Genomic DNA, 23,256 nt, shown 5'->3' with positions numbered 1-23,256 from the left:
ATTTAGGGCTAATTATTGGTAAATAGTTATCAAAGGCGAAGTGTAGCCTTTTTCATTGCCCAATCCCAGCCAGCAGATCTCACTCGCAACAAAAGTAAAAAAGTGTCCGTGACGTGGCACATTCTGCAATGTCTGGTTAGCATGAATGAATTAAGCGGCATGATGCTGCACAGACGTAAACGACAAGAGGAAGAGCTTGTGGACAAAGCCAAACAATTTACCTGGCGCCTGCTGGCGGCCAGCGTATGTCTGCTGACGGTCAGTCAAGTGGCGCGAGCCGATTCCCTGGATGAGCAGCGCAATCGCTATGCGCAAATTAAGCAAGCCTGGGATAACCGACAAATGGACGTCGTAGAGCAGATGATGCCCGGGCTGAAGAACTATCCTCTGTATCCTTATCTGGAATATCGCCAGATCACTGACGATCTGGTGAATCAGCCCACCATTACCGTCACCAATTTTGTGCGCGCCAACCCGACGCTGCCCCCGGCGCGTACGCTGCAATCGCGTTTCGTGAACGAACTGGCGCGCCGCGAAGACTGGCGTGGACTGCTGGCGTTCAGCCCGGATAAGCCTGGCACTACCGAAGCGCAATGTAACTACTACTATGCGAAATGGAGCACCGGACAAACCGAAGAAGCCTGGCAGGGCGCAAAAGAACTGTGGTTAACCGGCAAAAGCCAGCCGAACGCTTGTGACAAATTATTCGGCGTATGGCGCGCTTCCGGTACTCAGGATCCGCTGGCGTATCTGGAACGTATCCGTCTGGCGATGAAAGCCGGGAATACCGGACTGGTGACCGCGCTGGCCGGACAGATGCCTGCACAGTATCAGACAATTGCGCAGGCAATTATCGCGCTGGCCAACGATCCTAATTCGGTGATGACCTTTGCGCGGACAACTGGAGCAACAGATTTTACGCGCCAGATGGCGGCGGTGGCTTTTGCCAGCGTGGCGCGCCAGGATGTGGAAAACGCCCGCCTGATGATCCCCTCGCTGGTGCAAGCGCAGCAGCTGAATGACGAGCAAACCCAGGATCTGCGCGATATTGTTGCCTGGCGCCTGATGGGTAATGACGTTACCGACGAGCAGGCCAAATGGCGTGATGATGCGATTATGCGCTCCAACTCCACCTCGCTTGTGGAGCGCCGGGTGCGCATGGCGCTGGGAACCGGCGATCGCCGTGGCCTGAATACCTGGCTGGCGCGTCTGCCAATGGAAGCCAAAGAAAAAGATGAGTGGCGCTACTGGCAAGCGGATCTGCTGCTGGAGCGCGGACGCGATGCGGAAGCCAAAGAGATCCTGCACCAACTCATGCAGCAGCGCGGTTTCTACCCGATGGTGGCGGCACAGCGTCTGGGCGAAGAGTACGCGCTGAAAGTGGATAAAGCGCCGGACAACGTTGACTCTGCGCTAACTCAGGGACCAGAAATGGCGCGTGTTCGTGAACTGATGTACTGGAACATGGATAATACCGCGCGCAGTGAGTGGGCGAATCTGGTTACCAGCCGCACGAAGTCTGAACAGGCACAACTGGCGCGTTACGCGTTCAACAATCACTGGTGGGATCTGAGCGTTCAGGCCACGATCGCCGGTAAGCTGTGGGATCACCTGGAAGAACGTTTCCCTCTGGCCTACAAGGATCTGTTTACCCGCTATACCCGCGGCAAAGATATTCCGCCAAGTTATGCGATGGCGATAGCGCGTCAGGAAAGCGCCTGGAACCCGAAAGTTAAATCACCGGTAGGCGCAAGCGGGCTGATGCAGATTATGCCGGGTACGGCGACGCATACGGTGAAAATGTTCTCGATTCCAGGTTACAGCAGTCCGAGCCAGCTATTGGATCCTGATACCAACATCAACATCGGAACCAGCTATTTGCAGTACGTGTATCAGCAATTTGGCAATAACCGCATCTTTGCGTCAGCAGCCTATAATGCCGGTCCGGGGCGCGTTCGCACCTGGCTTGGCAATAGCGCTGGCCGCATTGATGCCGTCGCGTTTGTCGAGAGCATTCCATTCTCAGAGACGCGTGGTTATGTGAAGAACGTGCTGGCTTACGATGCGTACTATCGCTATTTCCTCGGCGATAAACCGGAGTTGATGAGCGACGCAGAATGGCAACGTCGTTACTGATCGTGTCGATTGTGTTATGCTATCGTACTCGTTAAAGAGTACAAAAGGGGGAGGCAAGCACGCTTCCCCCGCAACGATGGCGATATCTTATGACTCAGCAATCACCCTATTCAGCAGAGATGGCAGAACAACGTCACCAGGAGTGGTTACGTTTTGTCGATCTGCTTAAACACGCCTACGAACAAGATTTACACCTGCCACTGCTCAATTTGATGTTAACGCCGGATGAGCGTGAAGCGTTGGGCACGCGTGTGCGTATCATTGAAGAGCTGCTGCGCGGTGAGATGAGCCAGCGTGAGCTTAAAAACGAGCTCGGGGCGGGGATTGCTACTATTACGCGAGGGTCGAACAGCCTCAAATCCGCACCGGTGGATCTGCGTCAGTGGCTGGAACAGGTGTTGCTCGGGAAAAATTGATCCGCCGGATGCGGCTTTGCCTTATCCGGCCTACGATTGAACATCCGGCACAATGCTATAAATACACCGCGTTATGAAACGGGCTGAGCGCCAGAATCACCGCCTGGTGGTAGACGCTCGAGCGCGTCAGCTTACCTGCGGTAAAGACGCCGATTGCACCCTCTTTACGGCCAATTTCATCAATACCTGTATAGTCCGACATTACCGGGCCGAGCGCTTCACCCAAGCGGACTCTGTCGAGAATGACAGCAGGCAATGGCAACGTGGCTGAACGGGCTTCGCCGCGCTGGACGCCGTTATCAATTACCACCCAACTAAAGGTGGCGTCATCGTCAATTCCCGCTTCAATAGCGACCCAGAAATCAGCCTGCGGGTGCAGACGACGCGCGTTATTAACGCGATTTCGTGCGCCAGTGCGCGTTTCCTGGCTTCCGAAAGGCTGTTCCGGCACGCCACTCTCGACGGCGACGGGTTCAATATGGCAGGATCCTTCCCCGAAAATCTCTTCAAATGCCCGCAGAATTGCCTGAATTTTGGCAGGATTGGTGGTCGCAGAGATAACCTTGTGCATAATTAAGCTCAGTTTGAAAATTCATCGCATCGCAGTATAACGGAAAAAAAGCATGTTACAGGTATACCTTGTTCGCCATGGCGAAACGCAGTGGAACGCCGAGCGACGTATTCAAGGCCAGTCAGACAGCCCACTGACCGCTAAAGGTGAGCAGCAAGCCATGCAGGTGGGTGAACGCGCCCGCTCGTTTGGTATTACGCATGTCATCAGTAGCGATTTAGGTCGTACACGACGCACCGCAGAAATCATCGCCCAGGCCTGCGGCTGTGATATCACCTATGACTCACGTCTGCGTGAACTGAATATGGGCGTGCTGGAGCAACGTCATATTGATACGCTGACGCCGGAGGAAGAGGGCTGGCGTCGTCAGTTGGTGAACGGTACGGTGGATGGCCGTATTCCTGAAGGGGAATCGATGCAGGAACTGAGCGATCGCGTTAACGCGGCGCTGGCATCCTGTCTGGAACTGCCGCCGGGGAGTCGACCGCTGCTGGTCAGTCATGGTATCGCGCTGGGTTGCCTGGTGAGTACGATTCTGGGATTACCGGCATGGGCTGAACGTCGCCTGCGTCTGCGCAACTGCTCTATTTCTCGTGTCGATTACCAGGAAAGTTTATGGCTGGCACCGGGATGGGTAGTTGAAACGGCAGGGGACATCTCTCATCTGGACGCCCCTGCGTTGGATGAACTGCAGCGCTAGCGGCGAATCGGAATCAGGAATTCGCAGCGCAGGTTAATAGGGCGATCTCCCGCTTTGGCATCTTCTGCCGGGTAGTATCGCTCGATATCCTGCCCTTTACGGCGCGTCAGGTTCAGCATCGGCATGCAGGTGCCGTAAACCGTCAGGATAAACTCCTGCACGCCCGTCCCCAGACCCTCATAGGTAAACATCACATATTCGCCGCCCTGTAACAGGATGGGTTGCGCCGACTGCACGTATCCGTTGGCCTGCTCTGGTGTGAGCGCGGTGGTATAAAACACTTCCTGTTCGTCATCTTTCTCAATGCTGGGGCGCGTTTCATTGAGTCCGTACAGAACCTGCGGGATCGCAGGAGCCTGACTGAGGAAGTCGCGCCAGAACTGGATCCGCATTTCATGACGGAAATCTGAAATCTGTTCCAGCGAGCAGGAATAGCTTTGCGTAGTGCCAAGCAGTTGCGTATCTTCAAGCGTGACAAACTCATGCGCAGGCATCGCAAATTCACCCAGTCGCATCGGCGGGCGAATACCGAAAGCGCTCCATTCCGGCGAACGACGATACAGCGCAGGCGTCTGAGAAAACTGTTTCTTGAACGCGCGGGTAAAGGTTTGTTGAGAGTCAAAGCGATACTGCAGGGCGATGTCCAGAATCGGACGCGCAGTCAGGCGTAGCGCCACTGCGGACTTCGATAAACGGCGGGCGCGGATATAGGCGCCAATAGCATGGCCCGTCACGTCCTTGAACATTCTCTGCAGATGCCACTTGGAATAGCCTGCTTTTGCCGCCACATTGTCAAGCGACAAAGGCTGATCCAGATGGCCTTCCAGCCAGATTAAGAGGTCGCGAATAATGCCAGCCTGATCCATAAAATATCCTCATCCTTTCAACAACGAGTACCTGACGTCAGGTATGAGGATAATAGCATTTTTTGCTGTTTTAGCATTCAGTGTTTTTTTTGCTCATAAATGCTTTTTTCGGACATACGAAAGCGTGATTATTGTAATCCTGTGATCTATATACGTTTTATCTTAGAATGTCGAATAATTGCACAGAGTAACTTTTAAAAATGGTAACAATATGAAATATAAGAGCTTAGTCATTTCCTCAATTCTGCTGATGATGGCGCAGGTTGCCCATGCGGAGCAGATTGGATCTGTCGATACCGTGTTCAAAATGTTTGGACCGGATCATAAAATTGTGGTCGAGGCATTTGATGATCCTGATGTCACCAATGTGACCTGCTACGTTAGCCGCGCCAAAACCGGTGGAATTAAAGGTGGACTGGGTTTGGCTGAAGATACTTCCGACGCGGCTATCTCCTGTCAGCAGGTGGGGCCGGTGGAGCTGAGCGACAGAATTAAAAACGGCAAAGCCCAGGGCGAGGTGGTCTTTAAGAAACGTACATCGCTGGTGTTTAAATCCTTACAGGTCGTGCGTTTTTATGATGCAAAACGTAATGCGCTGGCCTATCTGGCCTATTCAGATAAGGTGGTTGATGGATCGCCCAAAAATGCTATCAGCGCGGTACCTATCATGCCGTGGCAGCGATAACAGGCAGGCAAAATGCAACAGGCGCTGATCTGGTTGGTTGAGGACGAGCAGGGGATTGCGGATACGCTTATCTACATGCTGCAGCAGGAAGGTTTTAGCGTTGAAGCTTTTGAGCGTGGATTGCCCGTGCTGGAAAAATCACGCCAGAGATGTCCGGATGCGATCATTCTGGATGTCGGACTCCCGGATATCAGTGGTTTTGAACTGTGCCGACGCTTGCTGGAACGCCATCCGGCATTACCGATCCTCTTTCTGACTGCGCGTAGCGATGAAGTCGATCGCCTGCTGGGGCTGGAAATTGGTGCGGATGATTATGTGGCGAAACCCTTCTCTCCGCGTGAAGTGTGCGCCCGCGTGCGTACATTGCTGCGGCGGGTGAGAAAATTCTCCACGCCTTCACCGGCGACGCGCTGTGGGGATTTTGAGCTCAATGAACTTGCCGCACAGATTACCTGGTTTGGGATGCCGTTAAATCTGACGCGCTATGAATTCTTGTTGCTGAAGACATTACTGTTGTCGCCGGGACGCGTCTACTCACGCCAACAGTTAATGGATTTAGTCTGGGCCGATGCCCAGGATACCTTTGACCGAACGGTTGATACCCACATCAAAACGTTGCGCGCCAAGCTGCGGGCCATCAACCCCGAGCTTTCCCCCATCAATACGCATCGCGGTATGGGATACAGCTTGAGGAGCGTCTGATGCGCATTGGCATGCGTTTGCTGCTCGGCTATTTTCTGATTGTTGCCGTCGCCGCCTGGTTCGTTCTGTCTATCTTTGTGCAGGAAATTAAGCCAGGCGTGCGCCGGGCGACCGAAGGCACTTTAATTGATACCGCCACGCTGCTGGCCGCGCTGGCACGTGATGACTTGCTCTCTGACTCTCCCGCCAACGGCAGGCTGGCACAGGCCTTTTCGCAACTGCACGATCGTCCTTTTCGCGCCAATATCAGTGGCATTAACAAAGTGCGCAATGAGTATCACGTCTACATGACGGACGCGCAGGGCAAGGTGGTATTTGATTCCGCCAACCAGGCCGTCGGCGAAGATTATTCTCGCTGGAACGACGTATGGTTAACGCTGCGTGGGCAGTATGGCGCACGAAGTACGCCACAGAACACGGCCGATCCGGAAAGTTCGGTGATGTATGTTGCCGCACCGATTGTTGACGGCGGACGTATTATCGGGGTGCTGAGCGTTGGTAAACCGAATGCGGCAATGACGCCAGTGATTAAACGCAGTGAGCGGCGGATGCTGTGGGCCAGCGCCGTGTTACTGGGGATCGCCTTAGTGATTGGCTTTGGGATGGTATGGTGGATAAACCGGTCTATCGCGCGGCTGGCACGCTATGCTGATTCTGTCACTGAGGATCGCCCCGTTGCGCTTCCTGATCTTGGTAGCAGTGAGCTACGCAAGTTGGCGCAGGCGCTGGAAAGTATGCGTCTGAAGCTGGAGGGCAAGAATTATATTGAGCAGTACGTCTATGCGTTGACGCATGAGTTAAAAAGCCCGTTGGCGGCGATCCGCGGCGCGGCTGAGATTTTGCGCGAAGGGCCGCCGCCGAACGTGGTTGCGCGTTTCACCGATAATATTCTGACGCAGAATGCGCGCATGCAGGCGCTGGTCGAAACTTTGCTACGCCAGGCACGACTGGAGAATCGACAGGACATTACGTTGACGCCGGTGGCGGTAGATGCGCTTTTTACCCAGCTTAAAGAGGCGCGTAGTGTGCAACTGGCGGCTAAAAACATCACGCTTACCGTTGTACCTTCATCGCTGACGGTTGCCGCCGATGCCGCACTGTTGGAGCAAGCGTTGGGTAATCTGCTGGATAACGCCATCGATTTTACGCTGGAGAACGGGACAATTGTATTGAGCGCGCATTCGCAGGAGGACCGCGTCACAATACAGGTCAGTGATAACGGTAGTGGCATACCTGACTTTGCGTTGCCGCGTATTTTTGAACGCTTCTACTCGCTGCCCCGTGAGAATGGGCATAAGAGTAGTGGGCTGGGGCTGGCGTTTGTCAGTGAGGTTGCGCGATTGCATCGAGGTGACGTGACGTTATGCAACCGACCAGAAGGCGGGGCGCAGGCCTCGTTTACACTTCACCGTCACTTCACATAACTTCAAATTCCCCGCACATAGCTGTTCTACCTTGCTGATATCGCAAAGGAGAACGCTATGTTTAAATCCCCCCTGTTTTGGAAAATAGTCACCTTAGGTGGCGCTATGCTGCTGCTGTTAATTCCACTGACGATGATCAGGCAGATTATTGTTGAGCGGTCGGACTACCGTAGTGAGGTAGAAGATGCTATTCGACAGAGCACCAGTGGGCCGCAAAAGGTGGTAGGCCCGCTGATTGCCGTCCCGGTGACGGAACTGTATACCGAGCTGGAAGGTGACAAACAGATCCAGCGAAAGCGCAGCTACATCCACTTCTGGTTGCCGGAATCGCTGGTTGTTGAGGGTAACCAGAACGTTGAAGCGCGGAAGATAGGTATTTATGAAGGACAGGTCTGGCACAACGATTTATCGGTGAAGGCTGAGTTTAACGCCGAACGGCTGAGCGATTTAAACCATCCCAATGTCAGCGTCGGTAAACCGTTTATTGTGGTTGGCGTGGGCGACGCGCGCGGGATTGGCGTCGTGAAGGCTTCGCAGATTAATGGAACATCACTGGCGGTCGAACCCGGTACTGGGCTGGATGGCCGTGCTCAGGGGATCCACATTCCGCTAGCGGATGCCGGCTGGGCGGAAAAAAATCTCAGTGTCGTGTTGTCGCTTAATCTGAGTGGAACCGGTGATTTTTCTGTCGTCCCGGTTGGTCGTAATAGCGAAATGACTGTGACCAGCAACTGGCCACACCCTAACTTTCTCGGCGATTTTCTTCCGGCTAAGCGTGAAATCAGTGAGTCAGGGTTTAAGGCGCAATGGCAAAGTAGCTGGTTCGCGAATAATCTGGGAGAACGCTTCGGCGATGAGAAGATTGGCTGGCAGGGCATGCCTGCGTTTAGCGTCGCTGTGGCTACGCCTGCGGATCAGTATCAACTGACAGATCGGGCGACAAAGTATGCCATTTTATTGATTACACTGACTTTCATGTCTTTCTTTGTGCTCGAGAGTATGACCAGTCTGCGTCTGCACCCGATGCAATATCTGTTGGTGGGATTATCACTGGTGATGTTCTATTTGCTGTTGTTGGCGCTGTCGGAGCATGTGGGTTTTACTGCGGCGTGGATTACGGCAAGCCTGGTTGGCGCGCTGATGAACGGCGTGTATTTACAGGCGATACTACAGGGATGGCGTAACAGTCTGTTTTTTACCGCAGCATTGCTGGGACTGGATGGCGTGATGTGGGTACTGTTGCGTTCGCAGGACAGCGCGTTACTGCTGGGAACGGGCGTGCTGTTACTGGCGCTTTGTGGGGTGATGTTCCTGACGCGTCATCTTGATTGGCACCGGCTTGCACAGCCAAAGCCCAAAAAGGAGAACGCAACTGAGGACGATGAATTACGGTTGTGGAAATAGGGGCGTAGTAGAATGAAAAACGGCGCATAAAGCGCCGTTTTTATACCAGTCAGGATGACATTAATCCTGCAGATCGCCGCAGAAACGGTAGCCTTCACCGTGAATGGTAGCGATGATTTCTGGTGTATCCGGCGTGGATTCGAAATGCTTACGAATACGGCGGATTGTTACGTCAACGGTACGGTCATGCGGCTTCAGTTCGCGGCCGGTCATTTTTTTCAGCAGTTCTGCGCGAGACTGGATCTTGCCCGGATTCTCGCAGAAGTGAAGCATGGCACGGAATTCGCTACGTGGCAGTTTATACTGCTCGCCGTCAGGGCCAATCAGAGAGCGGCTATTGATGTCCAGCTCCCAACCATTGAACTTGTAGCTTTCGACGCTACGACGCTCTTCGCTCACTGTGCCCAGATTCATGGTGCGGGACAGCAGGTTACGAGCACGGATAGTCAGTTCGCGTGGGTTAAACGGCTTGGTGATGTAATCGTCAGCGCCGATTTCGAGGCCGAGAATTTTATCGACTTCGTTATCACGGCCCGTCAGGAACATCAGTGCAACGTTAGCTTGTTCGCGAAGTTCACGCGCTAACAGAAGACCATTTTTACCTGGCAGATTGATATCCATAATCACAAGGTTGATGTCATATTCAGAGAGGATCTGATGCATTTCCGCGCCATCTGTCGCCTCGAATACATCATAGCCTTCCGCTTCGAAAATGCTTTTCAACGTGTTACGTGTTACTAACTCGTCTTCAACGATAAGAATGTGCGGGGTCTGCATGTTTGCTACCTAAATTGCCAACTAAATCGAAACAGGAAGTACAAAAGTCCCTGACCTGCCTGATGCATGTCGTAAATTAACATGATCGGCGTAACATGACTAAAGTACGTAATTGCGTTCTTGATGCACTTTCCATCAACGTCAACAACATCATTAGCTTGGTCGTGGGCACTTTCCCTCTGGACCCGACAGTGTCAAAAACGGCTGTCATCCTAACCATTTTAACAGCAACATAACAGGCTAAGACGTACCGGACACCCAATAAAACTACGCTTCGTTGACATATATCAAGTTCAATTGTAGCACGTTAACAGTTTGATGAAATCAACGTATCTAAATGATAGCTTTCATCACAAAATTGCAATATTACAACTAGTTGCACGCGCTAATTAATAAATGTAATGAATCCAATCTATGAGAACCATTCTAAATCAAATTATCATGGATAAACAGAAGGATATGCAACTTCTGTTAACATAAAAAGCAATAGTACATGCAGGAAATAGTTTAGCATTTTTTACTGAATGTAAAATGCTTTTTCAGTGATTTCTGTTAAAAATATGTAAATTCGCGCTGCGTAATATGTTGATGCACATCACATAATTATCTGCAGGCCGGTCAAAAAGAGTATCAAAATGCGTTTAACAATTATTCTGGTTGCTCCCGCCAGAGCCGAAAATATTGGCGCGGCAGCTCGTGCTATGAAAACCATGGGATTCACACAAATGCGGATCGTTGATAGCGAGGCTCATCTGGCGCCTGCGACGCGATGGGTTGCGCATGGCTCGGGTGATATTATTGATAATATTAACGTTTTCCCAACATTAGCGGAGGCGCTTCACGACGTGGATTTTACCGTCGCCACCACGGCGCGCAGCCGGGCGAAGTTTCATTATTACGCCACGCCGGTCGAATTGGTTCCCCTGTTGCAGGAAAAATCAACGTGGATGGATCACGCCGCGCTGGTTTTTGGTCGTGAAGATTCGGGGTTGACCAACGAAGAATTGGCTCTGGCGGATGTACTCACCGGTGTACCTATGGTGGCTGACTATCCATCACTCAATTTGGGGCAGGCGGTGATGGTGTATTGCTATCAATTAGCAGGTTTAATACAACAACCGGCCAGAAACATTGAGGTGACGGATGAGCATCAGCTACAGGCATTGCGCGAACGTGTTTTGCGTTTATTAGCCACGCTGAACGTTTCTGACGACATTAAGCTGACGGACTGGCTGCAACAGCGAATGGGTCTGTTAGAGCAGCGAGACACGGCAATGTTGCACCGTTTTTTACATGATATCGAAAAAAATATTACAAAATAAAATGTCTTGTTTGTTTTATTTTTTAGTGTTTGATTCTGACTTCAAGTGGGGTGCGCACGCTGTATTGGTTGAAAATAAAAGGGCAAGCAGTCGCTCGTGAACAAGTTTCGGAATGTGATCAATTTAAAAATTTATTGACTTAGGTCAGCAGATACTTTAACCCTAAAAGAATACAAGACAGGTCATAAATAATTACAGAGCACACAACATCATGAAACGCATCAGCATCACCATTACAACAACCATCACCATTACCACAGGTAACGGTGCGGGCTGACGCGTACAGGAAACACAAGAAAAAGCCCGCACCTAAACAGTGCGGGCTTTTTTTTCGACCAAAGGCAATGAGGTAAACCATGCGAGTGTTGAAGTTCGGCGGTACATCAGTGGCAAATGCAGAGCGCTTTCTGCGAGTTGCCGATATTCTGGAAAGCAATGCCAGGCAGGGGCAGGTCGCGACCGTGCTCTCTGCCCCCGCAAAAATTACCAACCATCTGGTGGCGATGATTGAGAAGACCATCGGTGGTCAGGACGCTTTAGCCAATATCAGTGACGCCGAACGTATTTTCTCAGAGCTTTTGGTTGGTCTCGCCGCCGCGCAGCCGGGTTTTCCGCTGGCTCCGCTCAAAGCCTTCGTTGAACAAGAATTTGCCCAAATTAAACATGTCCTGCACGGTATCAGCCTGCTGGGACAGTGCCCGGACAGCATCAATGCCGCGCTTATTTGCCGTGGCGAAAAAATGTCGATCGCTATCATGGCTGGCCTGCTGGAGGCGCGCGGGCACCACGTTACCGTTATCGATCCGGTCGAGAAATTGCTGGCGGTAGGCCATTACCTCGAATCTACCGTTGATATCGCCGAATCTACGCGCCGCATTGCCGCCAGTCGTATTCCTGCGGACCACATGATTTTGATGGCAGGCTTTACTGCCGGGAATGAAAAAGGTGAGTTGGTGGTGTTGGGGCGCAATGGCTCCGACTACTCTGCCGCCGTACTGGCCGCCTGTTTACGCGCGGACTGTTGTGAGATCTGGACCGATGTTGACGGCGTATATACTTGCGATCCGCGCCAGGTACCCGACGCCCGATTGCTGAAGTCGATGTCTTATCAGGAAGCGATGGAGCTTTCTTACTTCGGCGCCAAAGTTCTGCATCCGCGCACCATTACCCCAATTGCTCAGTTCCAGATCCCGTGCCTGATTAAAAATACCGGCAATCCACAAGCGCCGGGCACGTTGATCGGCGCCAGCGGTGATGAAGACGATTTGCCGGTGAAAGGTATTTCTAACCTTAATAACATGGCGATGTTTAGCGTCTCCGGCCCGGGAATGAAAGGCATGGTGGGCATGGCGGCGCGCGTTTTTGCCGCGATGTCGCGTGCGGGTATCTCGGTGGTGCTGATCACGCAATCCTCTTCTGAATACAGCATCAGCTTCTGCGTTCCGCAGGGCGACTGCGCGCGTGCGCAACGCGCGATGCAGGATGAATTCTATCTCGAACTGAAAGAAGGCCTGCTGGAGCCGCTGGCGGTGACTGAGCGTCTGGCTATCATCTCAGTTGTGGGTGATGGCATGCGCACGCTGCGCGGCATTTCGGCGAAATTCTTTGCTGCGCTGGCCCGCGCGAACATCAATATCGTGGCCATCGCGCAAGGCTCGTCTGAGCGTTCTATTTCGGTGGTGGTGAATAACGACGATGCAACCACTGGCGTACGCGTTACCCATCAGATGCTGTTCAACACCGACCAGGTGATTGAAGTCTTTGTCATTGGCGTAGGCGGGGTGGGTTCAGCACTGCTTGAGCAGCTCAAGCGCCAGCAAAGCTGGTTGAAGGGCAAACATATCGATCTGCGCGTGTGCGGCGTGGCGAATTCGAAGGCTCTGCTGACCAACGTCCATGGTTTGAATCTGGAAAACTGGCAGGCGGAGCTGGAAAGCGCGAAAGAGCCATTCAACCTTGGGCGCTTAATTCGTCTGGTAAAAGAATATCATCTGCTTAATCCGGTGATCGTCGACTGTACGTCAAGCCAGGCGGTGGCGGATCAATATGCTGATTTCCTGCGCGAAGGCTTCCATGTGGTTACGCCGAACAAAAAGGCTAACACCTCGTCGATGGATTACTACCATCAGCTGCGTTTTGCAGCGGCGAAGTCCCGGCGTAAATTCCTCTACGATACCAACGTGGGCGCGGGCTTGCCGGTTATTGAAAACCTGCAAAATCTACTCAGCGCAGGTGATGAATTGCAGCGTTTCTCCGGTATTCTTTCCGGCTCACTGTCGTTTATTTTCGGCAAGCTGGATGAAGGAATGAGCTTCTCGCAAGCCACCACCATGGCGCGTGAGATGGGTTACACCGAACCTGACCCGCGTGACGATCTTTCCGGTATGGACGTAGCGCGTAAGCTGCTGATCCTCGCCCGTGAAACCGGTCGTGAGCTGGAGCTTTCTGACATTGTTATTGAGCCGGTCCTGCCAAAAGAGTTTGATGATTCCGGTGATGTTTCCGCGTTTATGACGAAATTGCCGCAGCTGGATGACGAGTTTGCCGCGCGCGTGGCGAAAGCCCGTGATGAGGGGAAAGTATTGCGCTATGTTGGCAATATTGAAGAAGACGGCGTCTGTCGCGTGAAAATAGAGGCAGTAGACGGCAACGATCCGCTGTTCAAAGTGAAAAACGGTGAAAACGCGCTGGCGTTTTACAGCCACTATTATCAGCCGCTACCGCTGGTGCTGCGTGGATATGGTGCGGGTAACGACGTGACGGCGGCGGGCGTATTCGCCGACCTGTTACGCACCCTTTCATGGAAGTTAGGAGTCTGACATGGTGAGAGTTTATGCCCCGGCTTCCAGTGCCAATATGAGCGTCGGGTTCGATGTGCTTGGCGCGGCGGTAACCCCCGTAGATGGTTCACTGTTGGGTGACGTGGTCTCGGTTGAGACGGCTGACCAGTTCAGCCTGAACAATCTCGGGCGTTTTGCTAACAAGCTGCCGTCTGAGCCGCGAGAAAATATCGTCTACCAGTGCTGGGAGCGTTTCTGTCAGGAGTTGGGTAAAAACGTTCCGGTGGCGATGACGCTGGAAAAAAATATGCCGATTGGCTCCGGGTTAGGCTCCAGCGCCTGTTCCGTTGTGGCGGCGCTGGTCGCGATGAATGAGTACTGCGGTAAACCGCTCAACGATACGCGACTGTTGGCGATTATGGGTGAACTGGAAGGGCGTATCTCCGGCAGTATTCACTACGATAATGTCGCCCCGTGCTTTTTGGGCGGCATGCAGCTAATGATCGAAGAAAACGGCATTATCAGCCAGCAGGTGCCAGGCTTTGATGAGTGGCTGTGGGTGCTGGCATATCCAGGTATTAAAGTTTCCACAGCGGAAGCGCGGGCGATTTTACCTGCGCAATATCGTCGTCAGGACTGTATTGCCCACGGGCGACATCTGGCTGGATTTATCCATGCCTGCTATTCCCGTCAGCCTGGGCTTGCCGCGAAGCTGATGAAGGACGTCATTGCTGAGCCGTACCGTACCCGCTTGCTGCCTGGCTTTAGCCAGGCGCGTCAGGCGGTAGCGGAAATCGGCGCGCTGGCCAGCGGCATCTCCGGCTCGGGGCCGACGCTGTTCGCCTTATGCGATAAGCCGGATACGGCACAGCGCGTAGCAGACTGGCTGGGTAAAAATTACCTGCAAAATCAGGAAGGCTTTGTTCATATTTGCCGGCTGGACACGGCGGGCGCACGGGTACTGGGATAATCAATGAAACTCTATAATCTGAAAGATCACAACGAACAGGTCAACTTTGCGCAGGCCGTCACGCAAGGGCTTGGCAAGAATCAGGGATTGTTTTTTCCACACGAGCTGCCGGAATTTAATCTGACAGAAGTGGATGAGATGCTGAACCAGGACTTCGTCAGCCGCAGCGCTAAGATCCTTTCCGCATTTATTGGCACGGAGATCCCACAAGAGATCCTGGAAGAGCGCGTGCGTGCGGCGTTTGCCTTCCCGGCACCGGTCGCTCAGGTCGAAGGTGATATCGGCTGTCTGGAGCTGTTCCATGGTCCGACACTGGCGTTTAAAGACTTTGGCGGGCGCTTTATGGCGCAAATGCTAACGCACATCAGCGGCGACAAACCGGTGACAATCCTGACTGCGACATCCGGAGACACCGGGGCCGCAGTTGCACATGCTTTTTATGGCCTGAAAAATGTGCGTGTGGTGATCCTCTACCCAAATGGCAAGATCAGCCCATTACAGGAAAAACTGTTCTGTACGCTGGGCGGCAATATTGAAACTGTCGCCATCGACGGTGATTTTGATGCCTGCCAGGCGCTGGTGAAACAGGCGTTTGATGATGAAGAGCTGAAGGCTGCTCTGGGGCTGAATTCCGCAAACTCCATCAACATCAGTCGCCTGCTGGCGCAAATCTGCTACTACTTTGAAGCCGTGGCTCAACTGCCGCAAGAGGCGCGGAATCAGCTGGTTATTTCCGTTCCCAGCGGTAACTTTGGCGATTTGACCGCCGGGCTGCTGGCGAAATCACTGGGCTTACCGGTGAAGCGCTTTATTGCGGCAACTAACGTCAACGATACGGTTCCGCGTTTCCTTGCTGAAGGTGAGTGGGCGCCGAAAGCGACTCAGGCGACGTTATCGAATGCCATGGATGTCAGCCAGCCGAACAACTGGCCGCGCGTGGAAGAACTGTTCCGCCGTAAAATTTGGCGTCTGAATGAGCTGGGTTATGCCGCCGTTGATGATGCAACGACGCAGGACACCATGCGCGAACTGCAGAAGATTGGTTACACCTCAGAGCCGCATGCGGCGGTGGCGTATCGTGCACTGCGTGACCAGTTGAATCCGGGCGAATATGGCCTGTTCCTTGGCACCGCACATCCGGCGAAATTTAAAGAAAGCGTTGAACAGATTCTGAATGTCACGCTGGATCTACCAAAAGAGCTGGCTGAACGTGCAGACTTGCCGCTGCTTTCGCATCATCTGCCCGCTGATTTTGCGCAACTGCGTAAGCTGATGATGACTCGCGGTTAATGGTGGTGCCCGCTGGCGCTTTGCTTAGCGGGCCTACAAAACCTGCAGGCCGGATAAGGCGTTAGCCGTCATCCGGCATGTAAATTATTGCTCGTGGCGTTTAAACACCAGTTCGCCGTTTCCTGACGCTTCTTCATCAAAGAAATAGCCTTCGCTGTTAAAAGCGGTCAACTGTTCTGGCTGCGTTAAGCGGTTTTCAATGATGTAGCGGCTCATCAGGCCGCGGGCTTTTTTGGCATAGAAGCTGATGACTTTGAATTTGCCGTTCTTCTCATCAAGGAATACCGGTTTAATCAGTTCTGCGTTCAGCTTTTTCGGCTTCACGGATTTAAAATACTCGTCTGAGGCGAGGTTAATCACCACGCTGTCGCCTTGTGCTCCCAGCGCTTCGTTAAGTTTATCGGTGATGGTATCTCCCCAGAACTGATAGAGATCTTTACCCTTCGCATTGGCCAGACGAATGCCCATCTCCAGACGGTAGGGTTGCATCAAATCCAGCGGGCGCAGAACACCATACAGCCCGGACAGCATGCGTAAATGCTGCTGAGCGAAGTCGAAATCCGCCTCGCTGAAGGTTTCAGCCTGCAATCCGGTATACACGTCGCCCTTAAACGCCAGAATGGCCTGGCGCGCATTGTCCGGCGTGAAGTCAGGCTGCCAGTCATGGAAACGCGTGGCATTCAAATCCGCCAGCTTGTCGCTAATTCCCATCAGCTTACCAATCTGTGGCGCAGAGAGCTGGCGCGCCACATGGATAAGCTGCTGAGAGTGATCCAGCAGTTCGGGTAGCGTATGGCGTGTCGTTGCCAGCGGACTTTGGTAGTCGAGCGTTTTTGCAGGTGAAATCAGAATCAGCATATCCAGTCCTTGCAGGAGATTTACTGCGACTTTAGCAAAAAAAACGACAGAATTGATCGATGGTTGTGATTGCCGCGCTAGCTGCGCGGCGTTTCATCCCATGTATCCGGTGCAAGCTGTTGTCTGATATCAGGATAACGGTGCGGATCAAATTCCGGGCGCACACCGAGTTTGCGCTGGCGCAGATAGTCGCTGGTGATGGTATGGACAACCGGAGAAAGCAGCAGAATTGCCGTCAGGTTAGTGATGGCCATACAAGCCATAATGATATCGGCCAACTGCCAGACCAACGGGAAGCTGACTAATGTTCCGCCGATAACGGTGCTAACGGTGGCGATGCGCAATAGCCAGATGACACGCATATTGTCCAGTTTCAGGAAGACGAGATTGTTTTCCGCATAGATGTAGTTGGCGACAATTGAGCTAAAGGCAAACAGAATCACAATAAATGCGACAAACCCAGCCCCCCATTCGCCGGTCAGTGAGACCATGGCCTTCTGCAGCAACTGGATGCCTTCCATGGGCACATAGCCGGCGCCATTGCCTGCCAACAGAATAATCATGGCGCTGGCCGTACAGACAACGAGAGTGTCGCCTAACACACCGATCATTTGCACAATGCCTTGTGCCGCAGGATGCGGTGGCCAGGAGGCTGCCGACGCGGCTGCATTCGGCGTAGATCCCATTCCGGCTTCGTTAGAAAACATGCCGCGCTGAAAACCGTTGGCAATAGCCTGACTTAGCGTATATCCGGCCGCACCCGCCGCGGCTTCCTGCCAGCCAAAGGCGCTTTTTATAATGGTGACGATAATGTCGGGAAGCTGCCCGATATGCCACAGGCAGATGATGATGCTACATCCAACCCACAGCAGCGCCATCATCGGCACAAACCATTGCATCAGACGGGCAACACCATTAATACCGCCAATGATCACCAGGAATGACAGTATCGCCAAAGCGATGCCGGAAGCGAGGGGAGGGATGTCGAACGCAAATGCCAATGCGCGGGAGACAGAGTTTGCCTGAACGCTGTTAAAAATCAGTCCATAGGCAATAAGTAAAAAGATGGCAAAGAGTACGCCCATCCAGCGCATGCCCAGCCCACGTGCCATATACCACGCAGGGCCACCGCGGAACTGTCCTTTGCTATCGCGTTCTTTATACAGTTGCGCGAGTGAGCACTCGGCGAATGACGTTGCCATACCAATGACTGCTGAAACCCACATCCAGAAGACGGCCCCTGCGCCGCCAGCGGCGATCGCCAACGCTACGCCGGCCAGGTTCCCGCTACCAATACGTGCGGCAAGACTGGTGCACAATGCCTGAAACGAGGTTAAGCCACCCGGCTGCGGGCTAATGCTGTTTTTAAGACTTGTGCCAAACTGGCGAATGTAGCGGAACTGCACGAACCCGGTACGCCAGGTGAACCAACATCCTGCACCAAGCAGGAGGTAGATCATCACCGATCCCCAGAGTATTTCATTAATAAACAAGAAAAAATCAGGCATTAACATCCCTCTTGTTGATGCCGGTACGCGCGAATATTCCCATGTAAGCGCTACCAATTATCGAACAGTATATACCTTGTCAGGAGAGTGATTGCGGGAGTTTACCATAACAATGGGGATAACCCTTAATTGCGCATCAGGGGCTTTAAGATGCGTAATCGGGAATGAGCAGTGAGTTGGACAATCCCGGCGGTTGCGCTGAGAGTGCGTCGTGCTATCATCAGGGAAGATCGGTTACATCCCCCTAACAAGCTGTTTAAAGAGAATCGCTATCATGACGGACAAATTGACCTCCCTTCGTCAGTTCACCACAGTAGTGGCCGACACCGGAGACATCGCGGCAATGAAGCTGTATCAGCCTCAGGATGCCACAACTAACCCTTCTCTCATTCTTAACGCAGCGCAGATCCCAGAATACCGCAAGCTGATTGATGACGCTGTAGCCTGGGCTAAGCAGCAGAGCAACGACCGCGCTCAACAGGTCGTCGACGCGACCGACAAACTGGCCGTCAATATCGGTCTGGAGATCCTGAAACTGGTCCCGGGTCGTATCTCTACTGAAGTTGATGCTCGCCTGTCCTACGACACCGACGCGTCTATCGCGAAAGCAAAACGCCTGATCAAACTGTACAACGATGCTGGCATCAGCAACGATCGTATTCTGATCAAACTGGCTTCTACCTGGCAGGGTATCCGTGCCGCTGAGCAGCTGGAAAAAGAAGGCATCAACTGTAACCTGACTCTGCTGTTCTCCTTCGCGCAGGCGCGTGCATGTGCTGAAGCTGGCGTATACCTGATTTCTCCGTTCGTTGGTCGTATTCTTGACTGGTACAAAGCCAACACCGACAAGAAAGAGTATGCACCGGCAGAAGATCCGGGTGTGGTTTCCGTAACGGAAATCTACGAGTACTACAAACAGCACGGTTACGAAACCGTAGTCATGGGCGCGAGCTTCCGTAACATCGGCGAAATCATTGAGCTGGCAGGCTGCGATCGTCTGACGATTGCTCCGGCACTGCTGAAAGAGCTGGCGGAAAGCGAAGGCGCTATCGAACGTAAACTGTCCTTCTCCGGCGAAGTGAAAGCGCGTCCTGCACGCATCACCGAAGCTGAGTTCCTGTGGCAGCACAACCAGGATCCGATGGCTGTAGACAAACTGGCGGACGGTATCCGTAAGTTTGCTGTAGACCAGGGTAAACTGGAAAAAATGATCGGCGATCTGCTGTAATCATTAGAGCGTGGCCCTGATATGGGTCACGCTACCTCTTCTGAAACCTGTCTGTCCTTCCTTTCGCAGTGTATCATTCTGTTTAACGAGACTGTTTAAACGGAATAATTATGAATACTTTACGCATTGGCCTGGTGTCCATTTCTGACCGTGCTTCCAGCGGCGTTTACCAGGATAAAGGTATCCCGGCCCTGGAAGAGTGGCTGGCGTCTGCCCTTACCACCCCCTTTGAACTGCAAACGCGGTTGATCCCGGATGAACAGGCGATCATCGAACAGACCTTATGCGAGCTGGTGGATGAAATGAGCTGTCATCTGGTGCTGACTACCGGCGGAACGGGTCCGGCACGTCGCGACGTGACGCCTGATGCCACGCTTGCCGTCGCTGACCGTCAGATGCCGGGCTTTGGCGAACAGATGCGCCAGATAAGTCTGCACTTTGTGCCAACGGCGATCCTCTCTCGTCAGGTCGGCGTGATTCGTAAACAGGCGCTGATCCTGAATCTGCCGGGGCAACCGAAATCGATCAAAGAAACGCTGGAAGGCGTAAAAGATGCCGACGGTAAGGTTATCGTACCGGGTATTTTTGCAAGTGTACCGTATTGTATACAGTTGCTGGATGGGCCGTATGTGGAAACTGCACCGGCTGTTGTAGCATCTTTTCGTCCTAAAAGCGCAATTCGCGATACAAACGCCTGAAAGTAGCCCGATCATGACATAAGTGCCAATCACAGTGGAGTATTGAATTGTTTACGATATAGTAATTTTTGCTTTACATATATCGACAGACAGATTCAATAACTCCACTGACTGATGGTTTGCTATGTCACAACACACTCGACCGCTGAATCGCCAGGATTATAAAACTCTTACGCTTGCTGCCCTCGGCGGTGCGCTTGAGTTTTATGATTTCATTATCTTCGTCTTCTTTGCCGCTGTTGTTGGTGAACTCTTCTTCCCCGCTGACATCCCGGAATGGCTACGCCAGGTGCAAACCTTCGGCATTTTTGCCGCCGGATATCTGGCGCGTCCGCTGGGCGGCATCATCATGGCGCACTTTGGCGATCTGGTCGGGCGTAAGAAAATGTTCACCCTGAGTATTTTACTGATGGCGATACCGACGCTGGCGATTGGGCTGTTGCCCACTTACGCCTCAATGGGGATCCTCGCACCGTTGCTGTTACTGCTGATGCGCATTTTGCAAGGCGCTGCCATCGGCGGAGAAGTGCCGGGAGCGTGGGTGTTCGTGGCGGAGCACGTACCGGAGCGCCGCATCGGCATTGCCTGTGGCACGCTGACCGCCGGGCTAACGGTGGGAATTCTGCTGGGGTCAGTGGTGGCTACGCTGGTGAACACCAGTTTTACGCAACAGGCGGTGCATGACTACGGCTGGCGTATCCCTTTCCTGCTGGGGGGCGCGTTTGGGCTGGTGGCAATGTATCTGCGCCGCTGGCTGCAGGAAACGCCCATCTTTCTCGAGATGCAGCAACGTAAGGCGCTGGCGCAGGAACTGCCGGTAAAGTCGGTGGTGAGCAAACATAAAAAAGCGGTGGTGGTGTCAATGCTACTGACCTGGCTGCTCTCGGCCGGGATTGTAGTGGTGATCCTGATGTCGCCCGTCTGGTTGCAAAAGCAATATGGCTTTGCACCCGCGCTAACGTTACAGGCCAACAGTGTCGCTACCATTATGCTGTGCGTCGGCTGTCTGCTGGCCGGATTTATTGTCGACAGGGTTGGTGCCAGCAAAACCTTTACTGTCGGCAGCCTGTTGCTGGCCTGCTCGAGCTGGTTTTTCTATCACCTGACCGGCAGCCATCCTCAGCACTTGTTCCTGTTATACGGGCTGGTGGGGCTATGCGTTGGCGTAGTCGGCGCTGTGCCTTACGTGATGGTGCGGGCGTTTCCGGCGGAAGTCCGCTTTACCGGCATCTCCTTTTCCTACAACGTTTCCTATGCCATTTTCGGTGGTTTGACGCCAATCGCGGTAACAATGTTAATGAGCGTGTCACCAATGGCTCCGGCCTGGTATGTGCTGGCGTTATCGCTGGTGGGTTTAGGGCTGGGGATTTGGCTGCGCCAGGATATTTATCATCGTGATACAGGCGTAGAGGGAGAATTACAGCGTCTGTAAAGATTATCCCCCCTTGCGGGGGGATAAAGGCAGATTAGTGTGCTTCACCAATTGGCAGGATGGTGCGGCCAAACTGTTCGTTCAGCACTTCACCCATCGCCAGGTAAATGGCGCTTGCGCCACACACTAAGCCAACCCAGCCAGCAACGTGAATGATTGCTTCGTTACCTGCAATGTTGCCCACGGCCAGCAGGGCGAACAGCACGGTCAGGCTCAGGAACACGAACTGCAGCATGCGCGCGGCTTTCAGCGTACCGAAGAACATGAACAGAGTGAACACGCCCCACAGACCCAGGTAAGCGCCCAGGAACTGACCATTGGTTGCATCCGCGAGGCCCATTTTCGGCATCAGCAGAATCGCAACCAGCGTCAGCCAGAACGAACCGTAGGAGGTAAAGGCGGTTAAACCGAAGGTGTTGCCTTTTTTATATTCCAGAAGACCGGCAAAAATTTGCGCGATACCGCCGTAGAAAATGCCCATCGCCAGAATAATAACGTCTAAAGCGAAGAAACCCGCGTTGTGCAGGTTAAGCAGAATGGTGGTCATGCCAAAGCCCATCAGGCCCAGCGGTGCCGGATTAGCCAACTTAGTGTTGCCCATAATTCCTCAAAATCATCATTGATTGAATGGTGAAATAGTTTCCCCGAATAACGATCGCTGTCTTCGGGGCGCGGCATAATAATCAGGGGAGAGGGCACTGTCTATGATCTCACGAAGGGAAAATGAATTATTTTCCCTGTGATGGGCATCACGCTTATGTGTGGTTGAGCATTCTGCGCAGGCAGGCGATGTGGAGTACCGCTGGGATCGTCACGCGATAAGCGCTGCCGCTCACCGCTTTAACCCCGTTTAAGGCCGCACCTACCGGGCCGCCAAGTCCGGCTCCGCGCAGTAATCCGTGCCCGATGACGCTAACAGCAGCGTGCGTACGCAGAATTCGGGTTAACTGGCCGGAGAGCAGGTGAGACACCCCTTTTGCCAGATTGCGGTCTTTCATTAATAGTGGCAACAGTTCTTCCAGCTCAGAGACTTTTGCATCGACCGCCTGAAGAAATTCTTGCTTGTGCTCAGCATCCATTTTTTGCCAGGCGTTGCGTAAAAAATGTTCCAGCAGATATTGTTCAATTTCGAACGTAGACATCTCTTTATCTGCTTTGAGCTTTAGCCGCTTTGAGACATCCAGCAAAATCGCCCGGTATAATTTCCCGTGTCCGCGCAATTTGTTGGCAATACTGTCACCGCCGTAATGTTGAAGCTCGCCAGCAATCAGTTGCCAGTTGCGGCGGTGCTGTTCCGGGTGTCCCTCCATCGATTTAAACAATTCGTTATGACTCAGAACGCTCGACAGACGGGCTTTCCCCTTTTCATTATGCGTAAGCAGGCGGGTAATATTGGCGAGCTGCTCCTCACTGCAATGCTGAAGAAAGTCGAGATCGTCGTCATTCAAATACGTGACATTCATACTGAATTCTACTTGTGCAGAAGGGA

At 52.9% G+C, this 23,256-nt stretch carries 23 protein-coding genes and 1 other annotated feature; of the genes, 16 read left to right on the top strand and 7 right to left on the bottom strand.

What is annotated here, in order from left to right; translation table 11 throughout:
- Positions 1 to 198 precede the first annotated feature (198 nt).
- Together sltY and trpR are read left to right on the top strand one after the other, a co-directional pair.
- Complete coding sequence (gene sltY, locus SK32_RS12725) at positions 199 to 2,136, top strand: murein transglycosylase (RefSeq protein ID WP_048213474.1); 1,938 nt, start codon at positions 199 to 201, stop codon at positions 2,134 to 2,136.
- Between the two features lie 89 nt (positions 2,137 to 2,225).
- On the top strand, positions 2,226 to 2,552 hold the full coding sequence (gene trpR / locus SK32_RS12720) for a trp operon repressor (RefSeq protein ID WP_003837292.1): 327 nt from the start codon (positions 2,226 to 2,228) through the stop codon (positions 2,550 to 2,552).
- A 55-nt stretch (positions 2,553 to 2,607) separates the two neighbouring features.
- Here trpR and yjjX read toward each other — a convergent pair whose 3' ends face one another.
- Entirely contained in the window at positions 2,608 to 3,123 is a 516-nt protein-coding gene (gene yjjX, locus SK32_RS12715; RefSeq protein WP_048212764.1) for an inosine/xanthosine triphosphatase, read from the bottom strand.
- 52 nt (positions 3,124 to 3,175) lie between these two features.
- Between yjjX and gpmB the strand changes: the two genes are divergently transcribed.
- Entirely contained in the window at positions 3,176 to 3,823 is a 648-nt protein-coding gene (gene gpmB / locus SK32_RS12710) for a 2,3-diphosphoglycerate-dependent phosphoglycerate mutase GpmB (protein ID WP_005123948.1), read from the top strand.
- Here gpmB and robA read toward each other — a convergent pair.
- Positions 3,820 to 4,689 (bottom strand): MDR efflux pump AcrAB transcriptional activator RobA, encoded by an 870-nt coding sequence (gene robA, locus SK32_RS12705; protein WP_048212763.1) that lies wholly within the window; start codon positions 4,687 to 4,689, stop codon positions 3,820 to 3,822. The genes gpmB and robA overlap by 4 nt on opposite strands.
- Before the next feature lie 211 nt (positions 4,690 to 4,900).
- Between robA and creA the strand changes: the two genes are divergently transcribed.
- The 4 genes from creA to creD are packed head-to-tail and all read left to right on the top strand — an operon-like array spanning position 4,901 to position 8,904.
- Positions 4,901 to 5,374: a protein CreA gene (gene creA / locus SK32_RS12700; protein WP_048212762.1), complete on the top strand. Its 474-nt coding sequence runs from the start codon at positions 4,901 to 4,903 to the stop codon at positions 5,372 to 5,374.
- Between the two features lie 12 nt (positions 5,375 to 5,386).
- The gene (gene creB / locus SK32_RS12695) at positions 5,387 to 6,076 is read left to right on the top strand and encodes a two-component system response regulator CreB (protein WP_048212761.1); all 690 of its coding nucleotides are present in this window, start codon (positions 5,387 to 5,389) and stop codon (positions 6,074 to 6,076) included.
- Positions 6,076 to 7,500 (top strand): two-component system sensor histidine kinase CreC, encoded by a 1,425-nt coding sequence (gene creC, locus SK32_RS12690; RefSeq protein WP_048212760.1) that lies wholly within the window; start codon positions 6,076 to 6,078, stop codon positions 7,498 to 7,500. Before creB ends, creC begins: the two co-directional genes overlap by 1 nt.
- A 57-nt stretch (positions 7,501 to 7,557) precedes the next feature.
- Complete coding sequence (gene creD / locus SK32_RS12685) at positions 7,558 to 8,904, top strand: cell envelope integrity protein CreD (RefSeq protein ID WP_048212759.1); 1,347 nt, start codon at positions 7,558 to 7,560, stop codon at positions 8,902 to 8,904.
- 60 nt (positions 8,905 to 8,964) lie between these two features.
- Here creD and arcA read toward each other — a convergent pair whose 3' ends face one another.
- Positions 8,965 to 9,681: a two-component system response regulator ArcA gene (arcA, locus tag SK32_RS12680; protein ID WP_001194359.1), complete on the bottom strand. Its 717-nt coding sequence runs from the start codon at positions 9,679 to 9,681 to the stop codon at positions 8,965 to 8,967.
- 95 nt (positions 9,682 to 9,776) lie between these two features.
- On the opposite strand from arcA, the gene yjjY reads away from it, so the two are divergent.
- The 6 genes from yjjY to thrC all read left to right on the top strand — a co-directional run bounded on the left by yjjY (position 9,777) and on the right by thrC (position 16,043).
- Positions 9,777 to 9,917 carry a YjjY family protein gene (gene yjjY, locus SK32_RS26035; protein ID WP_001541509.1) on the top strand — a complete coding sequence of 47 codons (141 nt, stop codon included), beginning with the start codon at positions 9,777 to 9,779 and terminating at the stop codon, positions 9,915 to 9,917.
- Positions 9,918 to 10,316: 399 nt separating this feature from the next.
- Positions 10,317 to 11,003 (top strand): tRNA/rRNA methyltransferase, encoded by a 687-nt coding sequence (locus tag SK32_RS12675; protein WP_048212758.1) that lies wholly within the window; start codon positions 10,317 to 10,319, stop codon positions 11,001 to 11,003.
- A 206-nt stretch (positions 11,004 to 11,209) separates the two neighbouring features.
- Positions 11,210 to 11,336 (top strand) — a sequence feature (Thr leader region).
- A complete protein-coding gene (gene thrL, locus SK32_RS24770) occupies positions 11,215 to 11,280 on the top strand; it encodes a thr operon leader peptide (protein ID WP_032337689.1) in 66 nt (21 codons plus the stop codon). (Overlaps the previous feature by 66 nt.)
- Before the next feature lie 23 nt (positions 11,337 to 11,359).
- A complete protein-coding gene (gene thrA / locus SK32_RS12665) occupies positions 11,360 to 13,822 on the top strand; it encodes a bifunctional aspartate kinase/homoserine dehydrogenase I (protein ID WP_048212757.1) in 2,463 nt (820 codons plus the stop codon).
- A 1-nt stretch (position 13,823) separates the two neighbouring features.
- Entirely contained in the window at positions 13,824 to 14,753 is a 930-nt protein-coding gene (gene thrB, locus SK32_RS12660) for a homoserine kinase (RefSeq protein WP_048212756.1), read from the top strand.
- Positions 14,754 to 14,756: 3 nt separating this feature from the next.
- Positions 14,757 to 16,043, top strand: coding sequence for a threonine synthase (gene thrC, locus SK32_RS12655; RefSeq protein WP_048212755.1), 1,287 nt, complete (start codon positions 14,757 to 14,759; stop codon positions 16,041 to 16,043).
- A gap of 84 nt (positions 16,044 to 16,127) precedes the next feature.
- Here the strand turns inward: thrC and yaaA are convergent, their stop codons facing one another.
- Both yaaA and SK32_RS12645 read right to left on the bottom strand, forming a co-directional pair.
- On the bottom strand, positions 16,128 to 16,901 hold the full coding sequence (gene yaaA, locus SK32_RS12650) for a peroxide stress protein YaaA (RefSeq protein ID WP_048212754.1): 774 nt from the start codon (positions 16,899 to 16,901) through the stop codon (positions 16,128 to 16,130).
- A 77-nt stretch (positions 16,902 to 16,978) separates the two neighbouring features.
- Positions 16,979 to 18,409, bottom strand: a complete 1,431-nt coding sequence (locus SK32_RS12645) for an alanine/glycine:cation symporter family protein (protein ID WP_048212753.1) — start codon at positions 18,407 to 18,409, stop codon at positions 16,979 to 16,981.
- 274 nt (positions 18,410 to 18,683) lie between these two features.
- Between SK32_RS12645 and tal the strand changes: the two genes are divergently transcribed.
- The 3 genes from tal to SK32_RS12630 all read left to right on the top strand — a co-directional run bounded on the left by tal (position 18,684) and on the right by SK32_RS12630 (position 21,767).
- Positions 18,684 to 19,637, top strand: coding sequence for a transaldolase (tal, locus tag SK32_RS12640; RefSeq protein WP_005124064.1), 954 nt, complete (start codon positions 18,684 to 18,686; stop codon positions 19,635 to 19,637).
- Positions 19,638 to 19,747: 110 nt separating this feature from the next.
- Entirely contained in the window at positions 19,748 to 20,335 is a 588-nt protein-coding gene (mog, locus tag SK32_RS12635) for a molybdopterin adenylyltransferase (protein WP_003018973.1), read from the top strand.
- A gap of 124 nt (positions 20,336 to 20,459) precedes the next feature.
- A complete protein-coding gene (locus SK32_RS12630) occupies positions 20,460 to 21,767 on the top strand; it encodes an MFS transporter (protein WP_048212752.1) in 1,308 nt (435 codons plus the stop codon).
- Positions 21,768 to 21,801: 34 nt separating this feature from the next.
- On the opposite strand, the gene satP is transcribed toward SK32_RS12630, so the two are convergent.
- The gene (gene satP / locus SK32_RS12625) at positions 21,802 to 22,368 is read right to left on the bottom strand and encodes an acetate uptake transporter (RefSeq protein ID WP_003018969.1); all 567 of its coding nucleotides are present in this window, start codon (positions 22,366 to 22,368) and stop codon (positions 21,802 to 21,804) included.
- Between the two features lie 154 nt (positions 22,369 to 22,522).
- Positions 22,523 to 23,230: an acidic protein MsyB gene (msyB, locus tag SK32_RS12620; RefSeq protein WP_048212751.1), complete on the bottom strand. Its 708-nt coding sequence runs from the start codon at positions 23,228 to 23,230 to the stop codon at positions 22,523 to 22,525.
- Positions 23,231 to 23,256: the final 26 nt, after the last annotated feature.

This window comes from Citrobacter sp. MGH100 (genome assembly GCF_001034465.1).
In the GTDB taxonomy this organism is placed as follows: domain Bacteria; phylum Pseudomonadota; class Gammaproteobacteria; order Enterobacterales; family Enterobacteriaceae; genus Citrobacter; species Citrobacter youngae.
Note: the sequence above shows the minus strand (reverse complement) of the source record. Positions and strands in the feature narration are given on the sequence as shown.